Origin of the sequence: Tatumella sp. UBA2305, assembly GCF_002345795.1 — a bacterium.
Classification (GTDB): Bacteria; Pseudomonadota; Gammaproteobacteria; order Enterobacterales; family Enterobacteriaceae; genus Tatumella; species Tatumella morbirosei.
In genome coordinates this window covers 23,870-44,777 of record NZ_DDVT01000011.1, presented here as the reverse complement: position 1 = coordinate 44,777, position 20,908 = coordinate 23,870, and the positions used below count along the sequence as shown (strand labels likewise).

The 20,908-nt window shown below is 48.5% G+C and carries 16 protein-coding genes; 10 read left to right on the top strand and 6 right to left on the bottom strand.

The annotated features are described in order from the left end of the window. Positions 1 to 124: 124 nt before the first annotated feature. On the bottom strand, positions 125 to 1,330 hold the full coding sequence (pncB, locus tag B3Z23_RS04460) for a nicotinate phosphoribosyltransferase (RefSeq protein WP_294902563.1): 1,206 nt from the start codon (positions 1,328 to 1,330) through the stop codon (positions 125 to 127). A 263-nt stretch (positions 1,331 to 1,593) separates the two neighbouring features. Here pncB and pepN point away from each other — a divergent pair, with 263 nt between their 5' ends. The 3 genes from pepN (at position 1,594) to B3Z23_RS04445 (ending at position 6,148) form a co-directional block, all read left to right on the top strand. Continuing rightward, positions 1,594 to 4,209, top strand: coding sequence for an aminopeptidase N (pepN, locus tag B3Z23_RS04455; RefSeq protein WP_294901962.1), 2,616 nt, complete (start codon positions 1,594 to 1,596; stop codon positions 4,207 to 4,209). A 213-nt stretch (positions 4,210 to 4,422) separates the two neighbouring features. After that, positions 4,423 to 5,433, top strand: coding sequence for a quinone-dependent dihydroorotate dehydrogenase (pyrD, locus tag B3Z23_RS04450; protein WP_294901960.1), 1,011 nt, complete (start codon positions 4,423 to 4,425; stop codon positions 5,431 to 5,433). 172 nt (positions 5,434 to 5,605) lie between these two features. Further along, on the top strand, positions 5,606 to 6,148 hold the full coding sequence (locus tag B3Z23_RS04445; protein WP_294901959.1) for a cell division protein ZapC: 543 nt from the start codon (positions 5,606 to 5,608) through the stop codon (positions 6,146 to 6,148). Positions 6,149 to 6,150: 2 nt separating this feature from the next. Here the strand turns inward: B3Z23_RS04445 and B3Z23_RS04440 are convergent, their stop codons facing one another. Continuing rightward, the gene (locus tag B3Z23_RS04440; RefSeq protein WP_294901957.1) at positions 6,151 to 7,263 is read right to left on the bottom strand and encodes a YcbX family protein; all 1,113 of its coding nucleotides are present in this window, start codon (positions 7,261 to 7,263) and stop codon (positions 6,151 to 6,153) included. Positions 7,264 to 7,370: 107 nt separating this feature from the next. Between B3Z23_RS04440 and rlmKL the strand changes: the two genes are divergently transcribed. The 6 genes from rlmKL to rmf all read left to right on the top strand — a co-directional run bounded on the left by rlmKL (position 7,371) and on the right by rmf (position 15,382). Beyond that, entirely contained in the window at positions 7,371 to 9,485 is a 2,115-nt protein-coding gene (rlmKL, locus tag B3Z23_RS04435) for a bifunctional 23S rRNA (guanine(2069)-N(7))-methyltransferase RlmK/23S rRNA (guanine(2445)-N(2))-methyltransferase RlmL (protein WP_294901955.1), read from the top strand. Between the two features lie 6 nt (positions 9,486 to 9,491). Next, entirely contained in the window at positions 9,492 to 11,426 is a 1,935-nt protein-coding gene (locus B3Z23_RS04430) for an ABC transporter ATP-binding protein (protein WP_294901953.1), read from the top strand. 5 nt (positions 11,427 to 11,431) lie between these two features. Further along, positions 11,432 to 12,715, top strand: coding sequence for a membrane integrity-associated transporter subunit PqiA (gene pqiA, locus B3Z23_RS04425; RefSeq protein WP_294901951.1), 1,284 nt, complete (start codon positions 11,432 to 11,434; stop codon positions 12,713 to 12,715). Next, positions 12,702 to 14,345: an intermembrane transport protein PqiB gene (gene pqiB / locus B3Z23_RS04420; protein WP_294902560.1), complete on the top strand. Its 1,644-nt coding sequence runs from the start codon at positions 12,702 to 12,704 to the stop codon at positions 14,343 to 14,345. The genes pqiA and pqiB overlap by 14 nt, the downstream gene beginning before the upstream one ends. Beyond that, complete coding sequence (gene pqiC, locus B3Z23_RS04415) at positions 14,342 to 14,911, top strand: membrane integrity-associated transporter subunit PqiC (RefSeq protein ID WP_294901949.1); 570 nt, start codon at positions 14,342 to 14,344, stop codon at positions 14,909 to 14,911. The genes pqiB and pqiC overlap by 4 nt, the downstream gene beginning before the upstream one ends. A gap of 303 nt (positions 14,912 to 15,214) precedes the next feature. Next, a complete protein-coding gene (gene rmf / locus B3Z23_RS04410; protein ID WP_038019880.1) occupies positions 15,215 to 15,382 on the top strand; it encodes a ribosome modulation factor in 168 nt (55 codons plus the stop codon). Positions 15,383 to 15,885: 503 nt separating this feature from the next. Here the strand turns inward: rmf and fabA are convergent. Both fabA and B3Z23_RS04400 read right to left on the bottom strand, forming a co-directional pair. Beyond that, positions 15,886 to 16,404, bottom strand: a complete 519-nt coding sequence (fabA, locus tag B3Z23_RS04405; RefSeq protein WP_038019883.1) for a bifunctional 3-hydroxydecanoyl-ACP dehydratase/trans-2-decenoyl-ACP isomerase — start codon at positions 16,402 to 16,404, stop codon at positions 15,886 to 15,888. Between the two features lie 68 nt (positions 16,405 to 16,472). Next, positions 16,473 to 18,233, bottom strand: coding sequence for a Lon protease family protein (locus B3Z23_RS04400; RefSeq protein ID WP_294901945.1), 1,761 nt, complete (start codon positions 18,231 to 18,233; stop codon positions 16,473 to 16,475). Between the two features lie 170 nt (positions 18,234 to 18,403). Between B3Z23_RS04400 and matP the strand changes: the two genes are divergently transcribed. Continuing rightward, positions 18,404 to 18,868 (top strand): macrodomain Ter protein MatP, encoded by a 465-nt coding sequence (gene matP / locus B3Z23_RS04395; RefSeq protein WP_294901943.1) that lies wholly within the window; start codon positions 18,404 to 18,406, stop codon positions 18,866 to 18,868. A gap of 92 nt (positions 18,869 to 18,960) precedes the next feature. Here matP and ompA read toward each other — a convergent pair whose 3' ends face one another. Then, positions 18,961 to 20,019, bottom strand: a complete 1,059-nt coding sequence (ompA, locus tag B3Z23_RS04390; protein WP_294901941.1) for a porin OmpA — start codon at positions 20,017 to 20,019, stop codon at positions 18,961 to 18,963. Between the two features lie 346 nt (positions 20,020 to 20,365). Next, the gene (sulA, locus tag B3Z23_RS04385; protein ID WP_294901939.1) at positions 20,366 to 20,857 is read right to left on the bottom strand and encodes an SOS-induced cell division inhibitor SulA; all 492 of its coding nucleotides are present in this window, start codon (positions 20,855 to 20,857) and stop codon (positions 20,366 to 20,368) included. Positions 20,858 to 20,908 lie beyond the last annotated feature (51 nt).

Below are 20,908 nucleotides of genomic sequence, written 5' to 3'. Positions count from 1 at the left end.
TTATAAATGCCCCATCAGGGGATGGCAGATATGTTACTTGCGAGTTTTCAGGAAACAAGAAAAATTACGCGTAGCGGAGTGATTTAGTGATACAGGCGGAGAGAACAGGGTCTCTCCGCAGATTTTAGCTGGCGCGTTTGACCGGCGGCAGGTCAAACGCTTTTTGCAGGGCGCGGACGAATGACTGGTCGTGGCAAATCATTTTTCCGGGACTGTCGGATAATTTAGCCACCGGTTTGCCATTACAACTAACCAGCTTAATCACAATATTCAGGGGCTGTACTCCGGGAATGTCACAGGTCAGACGGGTGCCAACACCGAAGATCACATTGATCCGGCTGTCAAAGTGACGATACAGCTCCAGAGCTTTACTCAATGTCAGGTTATCGGAAAACACCAGTGTTTTAGTCTGAGGATCAATTCCTAGCTGACGATAGTGGGAGATGACTTTCTCACCCCATTCGCGAGGTTCACCTGAATCGTGCCTCAGTCCCTGATAACGGCTGGCAAAGCTAAAGTCGAAATCGCGAAGGAAAACATCGGTACTGATGCAATCAGTCAGTGCAATGCCCAGCTTATCATTATATTCATCCAGCCAAACCTGTAAGGCGGCCCGTTGACTGTTTGCCAGGTCCGGGCTGATTTGCTGATGGGCCTGGAACCACTCATGAGCCTGGGTTCCGACCGGAGTGATGTTCAGCCGTCTTGCCAGATCATAATTACTGGTGCCGGTTAGCCAACTGACATCCTGTTTCAGCGTTTCAACAATGGCCTGCTGAACCTGACGTGAATAGCGGCGGCGGGTACCAAAATCCATTAACCGGAACCGGCTGAGGTCCAGGTCAGCAGAGGACTGTCTAAAGTCTGACAGTTTGGTTTGCAGGTAATCAATCGCCTGGGACACACCGACTTCAGGAGTACGATCCCGGTGCACCAGTTCACTGATCATTGCCAGCAACGGGACTTCCCAGAGAATAACCTCTACCCACAGGCCACTAATGGTAATAACCAGTTTGCCTCGTTGATCACTCACCGTCACCTGTTGCGGATTAAAACGGAAGGTCTTCAGCCACTGCAGGTAATCAGTGCTAAAGAAAGGAAGACGGCTAAGATAATCATATTCTTCACTGGTGAGTGCCAGAGACTGCATTAACTGAATCTGCTGGCGGATCTCATCAGCATACCGGCCAGGCAGGTCCTCTCCGCGACAGCGAAATTCCGCAGTCACTGAGACATCACGATAGCGGTGGTAGACCGCCTGCTGCATATGGAGCTTATAAGCGTCGGTATCCAGCAATGAAGACAGTATCGGGGAAGCAAGTTGTTTCATGTCGCGTATCTGCATCCTATTCCGCGGCGCCGGGCCTGGTCAGGTAAAAGTTAAGAATATTAAACAACAGTTGCAGTATAACCTGATCTTATGAAAAGTGAATCGAATCACAACACACTTTATGCTTTCGGGTCGAGGTTAAATCGTGCTTGATGTTAAAAAGATGTAGATAATTAGTCCGCTTATGCTTTCCGTCTGGAAACATAACCCGAGGAGGCTTAAACTCAGTCACTGAAACTATTTTCTAAGGCTGAGAAGGAATTATGACAGATCAACCGCAAATTAAGTATCGTCACGATTATCGGGCTCCGGACTTCACTATCACTGATATTGACCTGAGTTTTGATCTTGATGAGCAACAAACCAAAGTGACCGCTGTGAGCCAGGTCCGGCGTCTGAACGAACAGGCAACAGCACTGGTTTTGCAGGGTGAATCGTTAACGTTACATTCCATCACCATCGACGGAGTCAGCACGGAAGATTACACCATTGATGGCAGTCTGCTGACTATTCGCAATGTCCCGGAGCAGTTCAGCCTGCAGATTGTGAATACTCTTCATCCGGATAAGAATACGGCGCTTGAAGGGCTGTATAAATCCGGTGATGCACTCTGTACCCAGTGTGAAGCCGAAGGGTTCCATCATATTACCTGGTACCTGGACCGTCCGGATGTGCTGGCCCGCTTTACAACGACTATCAGCGCGGATAAGAAAAAATATCCTTATTTACTCTCTAACGGTAATCGGCTGGATTCGGGCGAGGGCGAGAATGGTCGTCACTGGGTCAAATGGCAGGACCCTTTCCCGAAACCTTGTTATCTGTTTGCGCTGGTTGCCGGTGAATTTGATGTGTTGCGTGACAGTTTTACTACCCGGTCTGGCCGTGACGTTGCGCTGGAAATTTTTGTCGATAAAGGCAACCTGGACCGCGCCGACTGGGCGATGACCTCCCTGAAACAGAGTATGAAGTGGGACGAGGAGCGCTTTGGTCTGGAATACGATCTCGATATCTTTATGATCGTGGCGGTCGATTTCTTTAATATGGGAGCGATGGAAAACAAAGGACTGAATGTCTTTAATTCCAAATATGTACTTGCTAAAGCCGAAACTGCGACCGATAAAGATTATCTGGGTATTGAGGCAGTCATTGGTCATGAATATTTCCATAACTGGACCGGCAACCGTGTGACCTGCCGTGACTGGTTTCAGCTCAGTCTGAAAGAGGGACTGACTGTCTTCCGCGATCAGGAGTTTAGTTCCGATTTAGGATCACGTCCGGTAAATCGTATCGATAATGTCCGCGTCATGCGTGGTGCGCAGTTCGCGGAGGATGCCAGTCCGATGGCGCATCCTATCCGTCCGGATCAGGTCATGGAGATGAACAACTTCTATACACTGACCGTGTATGAGAAAGGTTCAGAAGTGATCCGTATGATGCATACTTTGCTGGGTGAACAGAAATTCCAGCAAGGGATGAAACTCTATTTCCAGCGTCATGACGGCAGTGCTGCAACCTGTGATGATTTTGTCCAGGCCATGGAAGATGCCTCAGGCGTAGATTTGACCCAGTTCCGTCGCTGGTACAGCCAGTCCGGGACTCCGGTGTTGACGGTACAGGATGAGTATGACCCGCATACCGAAACCTATAAATTGCATGTAAAACAGCACACCCCGCCGACAGCCGATCAAAAGGAAAAACTGCCGCTGCATATCCCGCTGGATATTGAACTCTATGACGGTGAAGGCGGGGTGATTCCATTACAGTACCAGGGACAACCGGTAAATCCGGTGTTGAATGTTACGCAAAATGAACAGACTTTTGTGTTCGACCATGTGTACTTCCAGCCGGTGCCTTCGCTGTTACGTGAGTTTTCTGCACCTGTAAAACTCGACTATCAGTGGAGTGATGCACAACTGACCTTCCTGATGCGTCATGCCCGTAACGATTTCTCACGCTGGGATGCTGCGCAGAGCCTGCTGGCCACCTATGTGAAACTGAATGTACTGCGTTTCTCACAGAAACAACCATTATCTCTGCCACAACATGTGGCAGAAGCGTTCCGTGCGGTGTTGCAGGATAAAGGCCGTGATCCGGCGTTGACTGCATTGATTCTGACCTTACCTTCTGAAAATGAAATGGCAGAGTGGTTTGAGGTGATCGATCCTCAGGCGATCGCTGCGGTCAGAACAGCAATTATCCGGACACTGGCGCAAGCGCTACATACTGAGTTACTCGAAACTTATCAGCATAACCAGACGGGAGATTACCGGGTAGAACATCAGGATATTGGCAGACGCGCATTAAAGAACATTTGCCTGAGTTATCTGGTGTTTGGTGAGCAGGCCGCTGCAGATGCACTGGTTCGTCAGCAGTATCAGCAGGCAAACAATATGACTGATGCCCTGGCAGCCTTAAGCGCTGCAGTTTCTGCGCAACTGCCATGTGTCGATGAACTTTTACAGCACTGGGACGATCGCTGGCACCAGGATGGTCTGGTGATGGATAAATGGTTTATTTTGCAGGCGACCAGCCCGGCAGATGATGTACTGGCAAGGGTTGAGCAACTGCTTGGACACCGTTCGTTTACGATGAGCAATCCTAACCGCGTACGTTCACTGGTGGGTGCCTTTGCCTCGGCGAACCCGTCAGCATTCCATGCGTTGGATGGCAGCGGTTATCGGTTCCTGACGCGTATGCTGACCGATCTCAATAAGCGCAATCCTCAGATTGCCGCGCGGATGATTGAACCGCTAATCCGTCTCAAACGTTACGATGGAAAACGCCAGCAACTGATGCGTGAAGCATTAGAAGAGCTGAAATCACTGGAAGATTTGTCCGGCGATTTATATGAGAAGATCACTAAAGCCCTGACCGCCTGATTTAAGCAAAATCTCAGTATCTCAGATAAACCACCGGCGAATGCCGGTGGTTTTTTTATCGAGGTAGCCATAAGGTTTGTTGATGTCCCTCAGTGTTGTGCAGCTGTGTAAGGGTTAAATTTACTTTTGCCCGAAAGCTCTTTACCATTCCGGCGCAGAATTCAGAAACGGCCAGAGGCCGCCAACCGCGACCAGTGTTCCCAGGGAGAGTGCATGTTATATCCAATCATCCGTCCTGCATTATTTAAACTTGATCCTGAACGGGCTCATGAACTGTCGATCAAACAATTAAAATTACTACGGGGAACCCCGTTTGAGCGGCTGATTCATCAGCGGCTTCCTTCACGGCCAGTAACCTGTATGGGGTTGCAGTTTGATAATCTACTGGGGCTGGCTGCAGGATTAGATAAAAATGCAGAATGCATTGATGCCTTCGGAGCAATGGGGTTCGGTTTTGTTGAAGTGGGTACCGTGACACCGCGTGCTCAGGCCGGAAATGATAAACCCCGTTTATTCCGTCTGGTGGAAGCGGAAGGGATCATCAACCGGATGGGCTTTAATAATTTTGGAGTTGACCACCTGGTTGAGAACGTCAAAAAATCGAATTATCGCGGGATTATCGGTATCAATATTGGGAAAAATAAAGATACGCCGGTTGAGCAGGGCAAGGATGATTATCTGATTTGTATGGAAAAGACTTATGCTCATGCGGGTTATATTACGGTCAATATATCCTCACCGAATACTCCCGGCCTACGCAGTTTACAATACGGTGAAGCGTTAGATGATTTGCTGTCAGCAATAAAAAATAAACAACAGGAATTACAAAAACGACATCTGAAATATGTCCCGGTGGCAGTAAAGATCGCGCCGGATCTTTCTGAAGAAGAATTGATCCAGGTGGCAGACAGTCTCGTGCGGCATAATATCGATGGTGTTATTGCTACGAATACCACGCTGGATCGATCTCTGGTGGAAGGTTTGCCACATGCAGCTGAAGCTGGTGGTTTGAGCGGGCGTCCGGTTCAGTTACGAAGCACTGAAATTATCCGCCGTCTGAACACTGAACTTAATGGACGGTTGCCAATTATAGGTGTTGGCGGTATTGATTCGTTAATTTCTGCTAAGGAAAAATTAGCGGCGGGTGCAACCCTGATTCAAATATATTCTGGCTTTATTTATAAAGGCCCGTCACTTATCCGGGATATTGTGACAAATATTTAATCAGAAAAAGTGTAATATTTAGCCAGAGGGGTTTATTTATTCCTCTGGCTCGTTTATATTTTATCCGCATGAGGGCAACTTCGGGTTTACTCCGGCTATTTATGATTTAGCCCAGGTAGTGATTTATATTTCAGGGAACGGTAAATGACCGTATTAAGAGAGGCGGCTATATATGACATTAAAGCCTGATGATCGCTGGCAATGGTATTACGATGATACCCAGGATCGTATGATGCTCGATTTAACCGAAGGATTGCATTTTCGATCCCGGTTCCCGAAAAAAATGCTTACCCCGGAGGCTTTTGAATCTCAGAGTTTCTGTGTTGATGATGCCGCGAGCTTTTTTAATTTCGATGAGAAGTGTCGTGATGTTGATTTTAATCATCAGCAACGAGCCGAGTTGGTATTAAATGCGTTGGTTGCCAGCCGTTTTCTGAAACCTTTAATGCCTAAAAGCTGGCACTTTGTGGCCTGCCATTCAGGATGGCAACCTGAAGTCGGACAACTGGCAGAAACTACGCTGTCCGATACCTGTCAGCCGGTACGTCTGTTGGTGGTTGAGAGTGGCAGTAGCGCAGCGCTGTGCGTGGTCGCCCAGACTTCCCTTGAGTTGTCCGGAAAAAAACTCTTGTTGGGAGAGGCAATCAAAATCATGAATGATCGCCTGCGTCCTCATGCACCTGCCACGGCTATTCGTTTCGAACAGGCAGGTTAATTTTAAACAGGTTGCAGCACCAGGTCGCTGTGTGGAATGCAGCTGCAGCTTAAAATGGTATCACCATTAATGGCTGAAGAATTAAGTGCAGTCACCTCTCCACTGACTAATTTCATCCGACAACAGCCACAGGATCCAGCCCTGCAGGAATAGGGGATTCGAAATCCAGCCCCCTCCAGCTGCTCCAGTAAAATCTGTTGAGTATTACCGGTAAATTTCTCTCCCTGCCAGCTGATATTTGCCTGTCTGGCGGGTGTTTTCACCGGGGAGATAGCGGTTTGGCGTTCACTGGTGGTATACGGGCGGCCCGGTTTGGTACTGAGTACTTTCACTTCATCACCGCAACGAATCACACCACTGTTACGGGCGACCAGATTGAGCCCGAAGTCTATATCACCACTGTCATCACCAGACAGTCGAAAGGTTTTCAATGTCGTCATGGGTTCCCCTGCCGGATGCTTTTTACCTCGCCCGGTGCTGACGGTTGTAAGAATACAACGACTGCAGGGTTTTGCGACATCAAAGGTGATATCACCCACCCGTATCACAGACCACTGATCTTCCTGCCAGGCATCAGAACCACTCACCACCAGATTTGGGCGAAACTGTTCAATACGAATGCCTGCCGGACAGCGATTTTGTAAATCATAAAATGATGATTCACTCACCAGCAAAAAGGGATAACCATCGGCAAAACCTACCGGAATCTCCGGAAATTTTTTAACTCTGCGGGTAGGGTGGTCACCGGTCCAGCGTAACTGGACCGGATGTGGAAAATACTGACTCAGCCATTGATTGATATTATCCGGAGCTATCCGTGCGGCAAAGTGAGTTCCCCAGACCTCGGTACTGGCTTCATTTTCACTAAAATCTTCAAAACGGACCAGTATTTGACCACCGTCAGAGGCCTGAATAAATAGTCCCTCGGGGACCACCAGTGGTGAAAAAAGTACCATTTCAGGATACTGGCGCGCGGTGATAAACGTCCCGTCAGTGGTCGTCAGCATAAATGTCCGGTCCCAGGATAAACCCTGTGGTCGCACCAGTGACTGAGATACTGACGTTCCGCGCATTGATTTCACCGGGTGAATAAACAGACGTGACAAAGTGATCATCGGGGCTCCGTTCCAGGCTACGCATTAATAAAGACGCTAACTTTATGACATAGCGCTGTGATTCGCTATAATGCGCAACAATTTTCCATTAAGTAGACTTAAAAAATATGAATTCTCTGTTTGCCAGTACAGGCCGTGGGCTGGAAGAACTATTAAAATCTGAGCTGGAAGCGTTGGGCGCTCAGAATATACAGCTGGTGCCGGGCGGTGTTCATTATCAGGGCGATGACAAAATGTTGTATCAGAGCCTGATGTGGAGCCGGCTTGCGTCACGGGTCCTGCTGCCTTTAGGAGAATTCGGCCTGTGGAGTGATCTTGACCTGTATGTTGGTGCTCAGTCTGTCCCCTGGACAGATCTGTTTGACAGTCACCAGAGTTTTGCGGTGCATTTCAGTGGCACCAATGACATTATCCGTAACAGCCAGTTCGGCGCGATGCGGGTGAAGGACGCTATTGTGGATAGTTTCACCCGTAAAAATCTGGCCCGTCCTGACGTGGATCGTGAAGCACCGGATATCCGGATTATTGCATGGCTTAACAAGGATAAGGTCAGCCTTTCACTTGATTTGAGTGGCGATGCTCTGCATCAGCGTAATTACCGCCAACAGACTGGTCAGGCACCCCTAAAAGAGAACCTGGCGGCGGCGATTGTCATGCGATCCGGCTGGCGCGCAGGAACCCCCATGATCGATCCTATGTGCGGTTCTGGCACTCTGCTTATTGAGGCGGCGATGATCGCTGCTGATCGTGCTCCCGGACTTGCCCGAAAGCACTGGGGATTCACTGCGTGGAAAGGCCACAACGATGCGGTCTGGCAGGAAGTTACCCGCGAGGCAAATCGCCGCGCCAGCCTGGCGATGCAAGGTAAAAAAGTTCGGTTCTACGGATATGATAATGACCCTCAGGTGATTCAGCGGGCACAAGCTAACGCCCGTAAAGCTGGCATGGCGGCGTTTATCAGCTTTAAAGCCCAGGATGTTCTGCAACTGAAAAATCCACTGCCGGCAGAAGAGACCGGAACCCTACTCAGCAACCCGCCTTACGGGGAGCGTCTGGAAAGTGAACCGGCGTTGATTGCCCTACACAGCCAGTTTGGGCGAATTGTAAAACGTGAGTTTGCCGGCTGGAAATTGTCCCTGTTTAGTGGTTCTCCGGAACTGCTAAGCTGTCTGCAACTGCGTGCAGAAAGACAGTTTAAAGCAAAAAATGGCCCGCTTGACTGCGTACAGAAAAATTACCAGCTGATGGCAGGTTCTGCAGATTCGACGCGGGATATCGCCGAAGATTATGCTAACCGGCTGCGTAAGAATATTAAGAAACTGGATAAATGGGCGAAGCAGGAAGGGACTAACGCTTACCGGATTTATGATGCTGACTTACCGGAATACAATATTGCGGTGGATCGTTATGCTGACTGGGTAGTAATACAGGAATATGCACCACCAAAAACAGTGGATGCCCAAAAAGCCCGGCAGCGTCTGTTCGATGTGATCAGTGCAACCCTGACGGTGCTGGATCTGCCTGCAAATCGTCTGGTTCTAAAAACGCGTGAGCGGCAAAAAGGCAAAAACCAGTACCAGAAACTGGGCGAGAAAGGGGAGTTCTTCCCGGTTGAAGAGTACAATGCCCGGTTACTGGTGAATCTAACGGATTATCTGGACACCGGTCTGTTTATTGACCACCGTATCGCCCGCAAAATGTTGGGTGAAATGAGTCAGGGAAAAGATTTTCTCAACTTGTTTTCTTACACCGGGAGCGCCAGCGTACATGCAGGTCTTGGTGGCGCCCGTTCAACCACCACGGTGGATATGTCGCGTACTTACCTTGAATGGGCCGAGCGTAATCTGCAACTGAACGGTCTCTCTGGCAGGGCGCACCGGTTAATTCAGGCTGACTGTCTGAGCTGGTTGCAGGAAGCGCGCGAGTCCTTTGATCTGATATTTATCGATCCACCGACCTTCTCAAACTCCAAACGTATGGAAGACAGTTTTGATGTTCAACGGGATCACCTTGATCTTCTGAGTCACCTGAAACGACTGCTGCGTAAAGGTGGCACGATTATGTTCTCGAATAATAAACGCGGATTCAAAATGGATATCGACGGGCTGGCGGCGCTGGGACTGCAGGCTCAGGAAATTACGCAAAAGACCCTTTCTCAGGATTTTGCCAGAAACAAACATATCCATAATTGCTGGCTAATCACTGCCACGGGTAAGGAATAATTTTTTATGTCATTAATTAGTATACATAATGCCTGGCTGTCCTTCAGTGATGCGCCGTTACTGGATAATACCGAACTGCACATTGAAGAAAATGAGCGGGTTTGCCTGGTTGGACGCAATGGTGCCGGTAAATCGACCCTGATGAAGATTATCAATCAGGAGATTCCACTGGATGATGGCCGGATTATCTATGAACAGGATTTGGTGGTAGCCCGTCTGCAACAAGACCCGCCACGTAACATCACCGGTTCAGTCTATGATTTTGTCGCAGAAGGTGTTGCAGAACAGGCGAAGTACCTGAAAGAGTATCACGCCATATCTCACCAGGTGATGCAGGACCCGAGCGAAAAAAACCTTAATGAGATGGCAAGACTCCAGACGTTGCTGGATCACCATAACCTGTGGCAGCTGGAAGGACGCATAAATGACGTTCTGAAAAATATCGGTCTGGATGCGGAAACTGAACTGTCTTCTCTGTCTGGCGGTTGGTTAAGAAAAGCGGCGTTAGGTCGTGCTCTGGTGAGCAATCCTAAAGTATTACTGCTGGACGAACCTACCAACCACCTTGATATTGAAACCATCGACTGGCTGGAAACGTTTCTTAAAACATTCAGCGGTAGCATTGTGTTTATTTCTCACGACCGCTCATTCATCCGTAACATGGCAACGCGTATTGTCGATCTGGATCGAGGCAAACTGGTGTCATGGCCGGGAGACTATGACAACTTCGTGCTGGGTAAAGAAGAAGCGTTGCGGGTTGAAGAGTTACAAAATGCTGAATTCGACCGAAAGCTGGCTCAGGAAGAAGTCTGGATTCGCCAGGGGATAAAAGCCCGTCGCACCCGAAATGAGGGGCGGGTTCGGGCCCTTAAAGCACTGCGTCGTGAGCGTTCCGAACGTCGTGAAGTGATGGGCAAAGCGAATATGCAGGTTGAAGAAGCCTCACGTTCGGGAAAAATTGTGTTTGAGCTGGAGAATGTTCATTACCAGGTCCAGGGCAGAACACTGGTAGAAGATTTCTCCGCGCAGGTCCAACGTGGTGACAAAATTGCACTGATTGGTGCGAACGGTTGCGGTAAAACGACACTGTTACGCCTGATGCTGGGGGATTTAACCGCTGACAGTGGCAAAATTCATCGTGGTACAAAACTGGAAGTCGCTTATTTTGACCAGCATCGTGCTGAGCTGGATCCTGACCGTACAGTGATGGATAACCTGGCTGAAGGAAAGCAGGAAGTAATGGTTAACGGCAAGCCACGCCATGTTTTAGGGTACCTGCAGGATTTTCTGTTCCATCCAAAACGTGCGATGACGCCGGTTCGTGCGTTATCAGGTGGTGAGCGTAACCGGTTATTACTTGCCCGTTTGTTTCTTAAACCCAGCAATCTACTGATCCTCGATGAACCTACCAATGACCTGGATGTTGAAACTCTGGAGTTACTTGAGGAACTGATCGACGGCTATCAGGGAACGGTACTTTTAGTGAGCCATGATCGTCAGTTCGTTGATAATACCGTCACCGATTGCTGGATATTTGAAGGAAATGGCGAAGTTGGCCGTTTTGTAGGGGGGTACCATGATGCTCAGCTGCAACGTGCCGCCTATAAGCTGGCGAAAAAACCCGCTGCCAGCAAACCCGCTGCCAGCAAACCCGCTGTAACACCGGCCGCAAAAACAACAACTTCAGTGGATGCTAAATCCAGCAAACCCGCTAAGCTAAGTTATAACCTGGCGCGGGAACTGGAACAGTTACCACAGAAACTCGAATCACTGGAAACTGAAATCGCGCAATTGCAGGCTAAAATGAGCGAAACTGATTTTTTCAGTCAGCCACATGATAAAACACAGCCGGTTATCGACCAGCTTTCGGCCGCCGAACAGGCTCTGGAAGAGGCATTTACCCGCTGGGAATATCTTGAAAATCTCAGGAATGGAGAGTAACCCCGATGAACATTACCCGGTGTGAGCAGCTCAAAGATGCAGACACATGGGTTTTGTGTCCTCAGTGTGATTTGGCATGCCGTTTACCGTCATTAACCGTCGGAAAAAAGGCGGTATGCCCCCGCTGTCATACCACCGTGGATATGCGCTGGCCGGATTCGGCGAAGCGTCCCACGGCTTATGCCATTTCAGCGCTGATAATGCTGGTGCTGGCGAACCTGTTCCCGTTTATCAGCATGCATGTTGCGGGGCTGAGTAGTGAGATCAGTCTGACGCGTATTCCCGGGATTATGGTGTCTGATGATTATCAGGTCCTGGCAGCACTGTTCCTGTTACTGGTACAGGGCATACCGGCCTGCTGCCTGATTATCATCATTCTGCTGGTAAACCGGGTGAAAATGCCGCTGTCAGTGAAGGTGCACCTGGCAAAGCTATTTTTCCATTTGCGCAACTGGGGAATGGCCGAAATTTTTATGGCTGGTGTGCTGGTAAGTTTTGTGAAACTCATGGCTTACGGTGAAATAGGTTTGGGGATTAGTTTCTGGCCATGGTGTCTGTTCTGTATTTTTCAGTTACGGACTTTCCAGTGTGTGGATAGACGTCGTTTATGGCAGCATATCCAGTCCGCACCAGAGCTTCACACAATGCCACGGGCTGGTGTGAGCGGACTGGCTCAGGAGCTACGTTCCTGTCCATGCTGCACTGCGATTCTCCCACTGCATGATGCTGTCTGCCCGCGCTGTTTTACCCGCGGAACGGCACGTAAAAAGCAGAGTCTGCAGTGGACACTGGCACTATTGCTGACTTCGGTGATGCTTTATATTCCCGCTAATATTATGCCAATTATGATCACCGATGCTCTGGGCTCGAAAATAACGTCAAATATTATGGCAGGTGTCGTATTGCTGTGGAGTGATGGTTCATACCCTGTCGCATTGGTTATTTTTATTGCCAGTATCATGGTACCGACGTTAAAGATTCTGGCCATTGCCTGGCTCAGCTGGAACGCCAGTGGCCGGGGACAAAGGGATAATGAAAAAATGCATCTGGTTTATGAGGTGGTCGAATTTGTTGGTCGCTGGTCTATGATCGATGTATTTGTTATCGCGATTTTGTCATCGCTGGTACGGATGGGAGGATTAATGAATATTTATCCGGCACCTGGTGCATTGCTTTTCGCGGGTGTTGTTATTTTAACCATGTTTGCCGCGCTGACGTTTGATCCCCGATTACTATGGGATCGTGAACCAAAGAACCGCGCTGAGGAATCCGGTGTTGAAACAGAATAATCAGGAAACAGCCCGCATAGAGAACATCAAAAGATGGTCTCCGGTTTGGATTGTGCCGATAGTCACGGTGCTGATTGGTGCATGGATATTGTTTTATCATTTTTCGCATCAGGGGCCTGAAGTTACGTTGGTTACCAGCGATGCGGAAGGTATTGTGCCCGGAAAAACTGCAATCAAAAGCCGCAGTGTCGATATCGGCATGGTACAAAGTGCCGAACTGAGCCCGGATCTCCGTCATGTGGAAATTAAGGCACGGCTAAATTCCGGCATGAGTAAGATGCTACATGAAGATTCAGTATTCTGGACGGTTAAGCCTCAGATTGGACGGGAAGGCGTCACCGGACTTGGCACTTTACTCTCTGGTTCCTATATAGAATTACAACCAGGAACTCGTGGCGAGCAGCCAGAGCAGTATCAGTTGCTGGACTCACCGCCGCTGGCAGGTCCGGATGCTAAGGGTATTCGTATTATTCTGGATAGCGCAAAAGCAGGACAGCTTAATCCGGGTGACCCCGTACTGTTCCGCGGTTTCCGTGTTGGTTCAGTCGAAACCAGCAAATTCGATACTGCAAAACGAATGATGAGCTATCAGTTGTTTATTCAGTCCCCCTATGATCGGCTAGTGACGACCAATGTACGTTTCTGGAAAGACAGCGGTATCGCGGTAGATATGTCAGCCTCCGGTATGCGCGTTGAAATGGGATCGCTAACAACATTATTTAGCGGGGGGGTAAGTTTTGATGTGCCTGATGGCTCACCTCTGGGTGACCCTGCACAGAATAAGGCGGATTATCATTTATTTGACGACCAGCGTTCCATTCAGGAATCGATGTACACTCAGCATACAGATTTCCTGATGTTCTTTAATGAGTCCATCCGTGGTCTTGAACCTGGTGCTCCGGTAGAATTCCGCGGTATACGTTTAGGAACTGTGGAAAAAGTCCCTTATGTTATCCCTGGCCGGTTTAACACTCTTGACAATGATTATCGTATCCCTGTGCTGATCCGTATTGAACCCGGGAGGTTTGCCTCCAGTGTCGGAAATAATTTCAATATTGACCAGCATTTGCAGGAAGGGCGTTTGCATGGATTAAGGGCCAGCCTGAAAACAGCGAATCTGATCACAGGGTCTCTGTATGTGGATCTGGACTTTTATAACAATGTTCCGCAGTTCACGGGCCCGGATACTGTATCTGGTTATAAAATCATTCCAACTGTCGTTGGAGGTCTGAATCAGATGCAGCAAAAAGTGATGGCCATTCTCGATAAAGTGGAAAAATTACCACTCGCCCCGATGATGAATGAAGCTACTGGGACATTAAAAGAGAGCCAGAAAACACTGAAAAATCTGCAAACCACGCTGGATAACCTGAACAAGATCACCGACAGTCCGGCAATGAAAACGTTGCCGGCTGATATGCAGCAAACATTGCGTGATCTTAACCGTAGCCTGAAAGGGTTGCAGCCCGGTAGTCCGGCTTATAACAAGCTGGTCGGTGATATGCAGCGACTTGATCAGGTATTACAGGAATTGCAGCCGGTACTGAAAACACTCAATAACAAGAGTAATGCATTAGTCTTTGAAGCGAAGCCAGGTAAAGATCCTGAGCCGAAGAGGGCAAAACAGTGAACAGAGTATTATTATTAATCACTGCACTGTTACTCAGTGCCTGTAGCAGCGAAGCTGAAAAGCAATATTATCAGTTACCATCGACGCCGGTGACCACGCCGGCAGTGGCCAGTTCTGCCTCGTTGACCGGTACTCAGCACGTGCTATGGGTGGAACCGGTTAATTTGTCAGATTATCTGTCCGGTAACGGCTTAGCGTATCAAACCAGTGATGTACAGTATGTTATTGCCACCAGTAATTTATGGGCCAGCCCACTGGACCAGCAGTTACAGCAAACGCTGGTGAGTAACCTGAGTCAGTTGATGCCAGGCTGGTTGGTGAGTGGATCGCTGGCCGGAAATAACTACGATACATTATCTGTTACAGTCACCGGCTTCCATGGCCGCTATGACGGTAAGGCGGTGATCAGTGGTTCCTGGATTTTGCAGCAAGGCAATCAGACGATCCGCAGACCCTTCTCACTGGTGCTGAAGCAGGATAAGGATGGTTATGCCGCCCTGGTCAGAACTTTGGCTGAAGGCTGGCAACAGGAAGCCAGACAGATAGCACAGCAAATCAGTCAGTAAGCTATTCTGTGTACCTAAAAGCCTCCATTTGGAGGTTTTTTTTTGAAGATTTCTCAGCGAGTGGGAAAAATCCGGACTTTTAATTAGATTTGTAAAAATACCTCAGTAGAAAAATGGCGTATGCCGCTAACTCATTGTCTTAAGTCCGGTTCCGGAAAAGCTATTGCATTAATGTGACAGTCAGATGAATTTTAGGCATTGATCTTTTGGTTTTGAGGCGGTAGAAATAGAACGTGGTTGAGTGTTTATTAACCACATATTCTTTCTATCCCGTCCCACCTTAAACTATGAGGGAAAGCTGGTATGAAGAGACAAAAAAGAGATCGCTTAGAGCGGGCACATTCACGCGGCTATCAGGCCGGAATATCCGGACGATCGAAAGAGATCTGTCCGTATCAGACCACCGACACACGCTCACACTGGCTGGGCGGATGGCGGATGGCAATGGCCGAACGTTCGGTGTTTGCTTAACTCTTAGGGTCTGAACGTGCCGGAGCCTTTTCCGAGTGTGGAGGCTCCGGCAGGAAATAATTATTGTACCCCTCTGCCGTTCTATTTAGTTTCACAGCACAGATGACTCCCGGGCTTCTTCCCGCCCACAATTTCGCTTCCCGATGTTCCACTCTTCACCCGTTAGAAAATAACGGCAACGGCTTCCAAACGTCTATTGGATCCCCGGATGGGGAACCCTTACCATAAATTTTTGGTCGCGGGACAGTGCCTGACTGGAGCGAAACTGAGAATTCAGCACCAAGGCGTTCATACTGGCAGGTGGATGATATCTGATACTGGCGGTTGGGGATCGACTTTCCGTCTTGAGTAGAATGAAAGGTACTGCCACGCGCCGGAAGTCAGGTAAATCTGACCAAGAGGTGAGTAAACTGAGCTGTAATAAAGGCTTGCGAAAGACGTGGTAAGAAGTATTAAAAAGGCGGGAAAGATACCCGCCTTTGAAAGAAGAACCTGAAACCGGCTTAGAAAGCGGTCGCATCCTTGAACAAGCCAACTTTAAGGTCGTTGGCATTATAGATCAGCTGACCATCGACAAAGACTTCACCATCAGCAACGCCCATCACCAGTTTACGATTGATAACACGTTTAAAGTGGATCTTGTAGGTGACTTTTTTCGCTGTCGGCAATACCTGACCGGTGAATTTGACTTCCCCCACACCCAGTGCACGGCCTTTACCTTCTGCACCCAGCCAGCCAAGATAAAAACCAACCAGTTGCCACATAGCATCAAGACCCAGACAGCCAGGCATCACAGGATCATTGACAAAATGGCAGGCAAAAAACCATAAATCGGGAGTGATATCTAATTCAGCTTCAACGAAACCCTTATCATACTTACCACCCGTTTCGGACATTTTGACGACACGGTCCATCATCAGCATGTTCCCTGCCGGTAATGGCGGGCCATTCTCGCCAAATAACTCTCCGCGCCCGGAGGCAGCAAGGTCTTCTTTTGTATAGGAATCGCGTTTATCTACCATGTCTGTTTTTAGCCTTAAATTTGTGAATGGGGGAGAATAGCTTACAGTTGTACGCTGAGCAAGTCTGATTAACGCTGGTTAAACCAGTTTAACCAGCGAAATAACCCTGTACCGCTCCTGATTTCAGGTTGTGTTGCCCGGGCAATGCGTTCCTGAATCAGAGATAACAGATCTTCGGTTTCGTCATCCGTGCGCCATTTCTTGCCACTGAGTATCTCAATGGCTTCTTCGACACTGTCTACTGCCCACAAATGAAATTGTCCTGCTTTGACGGCTTCCACTACATCATTACTGAGCGAAAGATGTCGGACATTAGTTTGCGGAATAATCACCCCTTGCTTGCCGGTAAGTTCACGTTGAGAACATACCGCGAAGAACCCTTCAATTTTTTCATTAAGTCCGCCAACCGGCTGAATATTACCCAACTGATCTACCGAACCGGTAACGGCGATTGATTGCGTCAGAGGTTGCTGTGATAAGGCACTTACCAGAGCACAAAGTTCAGCCAGAGAGGCACTGTCACCGTCAACTTCGGAATATGACTGTTCGAACACCATTGATGCACTGAATGGCAACTGTTGCTCGAGTTCCAGCTCAGAAATAAGATAGGCCTGGATAATCATCATACCTTTAGCATGAAGATTACCACCCAGTTCAGATTTCCTCTCGATGTCCATCACCTCACCATCACCGTAATGGACCACACAAGTGATGCGTGAAGGCTCACCCCAGGGACGGGGATGGCCCGGAAAATCCAACACCGACAATCCGTTAACCTGGCCTGTCACTTCGCCATCAGTCTCAATAATAATTTGTTGTTCGCTGATCTCTTCCTGCATTCTTTCCGGGAGGAAGCTTTCGCGCCATAATCTGGCTTCCAGTGCTCCGCGCAGTGATTCTGCGTTAATTTCGCCGCCAAAAGTGACTGCATCCATTAACTGACGTTGTATCCAGCGAGGACAAAGTGGTAGCAGAGTTTGATCACCGGTATAACGACAACCTTCAACCATCAGCAGTGGCCAGCCATCATCAGCAATTTCAGGCAACATGAGTTCGCGGCTCAGGGTTCTGATCCATTCGCACCATAAAGTCACATCCTGATCATCATGGATACGCCATTGCTCTTCAAATTCGGTATAAAGAGCATTCTCCATTAGCTCAGGTTCCGATTCCTGAAATGCTGCTAATGCATCACGATCGCCACAGAGGATCAGTTTAACGTCCAGAGGCAGAGTCGGCAGGGCAACAGGGAAGGGGTTACGTTCATCGGGCGGAAGCCATTCAAAAGACCCGGTGGTAATAAATTTTCTGAGACGTGACCACATCAGGGGTTGTTCAAGCAGAGTACGCACAGAAAGGATCAGTGTTCCTCCATTGGCCTGGTGGAGTAAGCCAGGCTCAGGAATCAGCTTGTCACCCTGACGGCGAACAACCCCGAACAATTCGCTGCTTTCGACCCATTCGGTGAAATAAACTCCGGATTGCTGACAGAACGTGGCCTGTCCTGCGGGGGCCTCTGCCAGTAAATAACTACCATCAGTTTGTTGTTGGTAATTCCAGCGTTGTGCTACTACAGGCTCATCAGGATCGGATTCAGACACTGCCAGATAAGCCGAGGCAATTCGGGAAAGATAGTCAGTATTTTCCTGACTACGTACCATCAGCACTGGCATCAGCGTCTGACTGTCTAAATAGGCTAATGCATTCATTAAACGGGGCTGTACAGATGCCTGAATATCGTCCTCATCAGCGGACGGCCGGGAGAAAGCAGCCTGAAACTGACTGGTATCCGGCTGCAGGGCTTGCCAGGGAAGTTGAGAGCTGATCAAAGTAATCGCATTTATCCGGTGTAGAGAAAGCGACGATTATACAGGAAATAAGGGGATGAAACAGTGTGGTTTGATAGGCGAACAGCATAGAATAAGCTAAAGTAATCCTGACTACAGCGACTATAAAAACTGTTATTCTTAATCTGATACCTGAAGATGATGAGACCCCGATGAAATATCTGCAACTTGAGAATCTGGAGTCCGGCTGGAAATGGAAGTACCTGGTGAAAAAGCACAGGGAAGGTGAGGCCATCACCCGTTATCCGGAACAGAGTGCTGCGGAAGAAGCGGTGAGAATACTGATCACTCTTGAACACCGGCCTGGTGAAATTGCTGGCTGGATTGAGCAACATATGAATCCGGTGCTGTTTAACCGGATGAAGCAAACTATCAGGGCACGCAGGAAACGGCATTTTAACGCGGAGCATCAGCATACCCGCAAAAAATCTATCGATCTGGAATATCTGGTATGGCAAAGATTGGCAGGGTTGGCACAACGCCGCAATAGCACGCTGTCGGAAACGATTGTACAGTTGATTGAAGATGCAGAAAGGAAAGAAAAATATGCCTCTCAGATGTCGTCACTAAAACAAGACCTGCAATCGATTCTTGGACAGGACTCTAAAAGCAAATAGCTCTGAAGACATCAAGGTGTTAACGCACTTATCAGATTTATCGCCGTAAATAAAAAACCCCGCCTTAGCGGGGTTTTTTTCACTGTTACATATTAGCCCTGTGGCTGAGTAACAACGTCTTTGATACCTTTAACTTCGATCTCAACACGACGGTCAGGACCCAGACATTCGATCAGGGCAGCACGGCCTTTCACGTTGTCACAGGTGCTGCCGGTAACCGGGTCAGCTTTACCCATACCTTGTGCAGAGATTTTGTTTGAAGGGATACCTTTAGAGATCAGGTAATTAACAACAGACTGTGCACGCTGCTCAGACAGCTTCTGGTTGTATTGTGCTGAACCGATACGGTCGGTGAAGCCCAGAACAACAACAGAACCATCTTTAGGATCTACAGAGCTCAGCTGGGTGTACAGCTGGTCCAGAGCCTGCTGGCCGCTTGCTTTCAGAGTTGATTTGTTGAAGTTAAACAGTACGTCTGATTTCAGAGTAAAGTGTTTGGTTTCAACAACCGGAGCCGGAGCTGGTGCCGGAGCAGCAACAGGGGCTGGAGCATCATCCTGACCAAAACGGTAAGAAACACCCAGGCTCAGCATTGAGTTATCAGGACGTGCACCAACGGTCTGTGCATCACCAATGTTGTTAACCCACTGGTAGTCCAGACGGGTTGCCCAGTTCTGAGTGATCGCATATTCAACACCCACTGCTGCCAGTGGAGAAACACCGGTATCGTGGTCAGACTGACCGTTACGGTAGTCTTTACTATCTGCACGCCATACCATGCCGCCCAGACGAGTATACACGTCCAGATCGTCCATGATTGGGTAGCTCAGTTTAGCTGCTAACTGAACGCCCTGCGCTTTGAAAGCACCGTGGTTAGTTGAACCGTAAGGCATGCGGCCTAACCAGTCATAACCCAGTTCGAAGCCCAGGTACTGGTTTGCCTGATAGCCAACGAATGCACCGGCACCCAGCTGGTTCTTTTTAGGAGCGTTGCTGACATTGTTGTAATTGTTACCGTAGAACCCGGTATCGTGGTACTGAGACCAGCCCAGTTTACCACCGGTGTACCAGGTGTTATCTTTTGGTGCGGCCTGCGCTACGGTAGCGAAACCTGCCAGTGCCACTGCAATTGCGATAGCTGTCTTTTTCATTTTGCGCCTCGTTATCATCCAAAATAGGCAATGAGCATAAATGTTGCTCTTGGTTGTAATCCTTCGCCGGGTTGTATCGCTCGATTTTTACTCTGCCAAACAGGAGATTATTGAGCACCCTGGCGAGCTAAAGTCTACAACGAGATTAGAAAGTTACAAGTAAGATATGATGTTGTACAGTAAAAAAACAGCAAAATGTACACATCCTGTAACATTTAAAACTGAACTCTGGTCAGTGAACTTATCATAAATTGACCTTAACCCATTGTTGGCTCAGGAATGTCATGACTCTTCAGTGATTTATTTTTCTTCACGCAATTTTTTCTGAGAAAAATCTTATTTTAGCTCAATGTAGTAAGGGAGACTGAATTTTCAACCGATTTTCCTGTCTGCCGGGATAATTAAAGTCATTTTCCTCCCGCATTATCAGACCGAGAGTACGACCCTCTTTTGCTGCCTGTTCGAGTTCCTCACGTTCAGCCGCCGTTAAATGTTCGGGCAACCATGCAAGGACGACACTAAAATTTCCTGAACGAAGTGCTTTGGCCATCGCTCTCACACCGCCTTCGGCAGTGAGTGAAGGAACCTGCATACTTTTTTCCAGGGGTAATCCTGATTGCTGTAACCAGTGACGGTTTAGTTTATGTGCTGGTGTCAGCCATAGCTGCCAGCGGGACTGCTCACTAAGCTGCTTTAATAAAGGTAGCAGTAAACTGTTAAGTAGGGCAGGATGCTGCGCATGGTAACTTAGCTCACTGATGCAGCCGCAGACCTCAGAAGAGGGGGCTGAGTGACGGTGAATGTTGAAAGTTTCTGATTTCAGTAGCTGAGTACGCATTTTTTTACCCATCCGCAATGAACTGTATGTATATACAGTATTCCTGTTGTG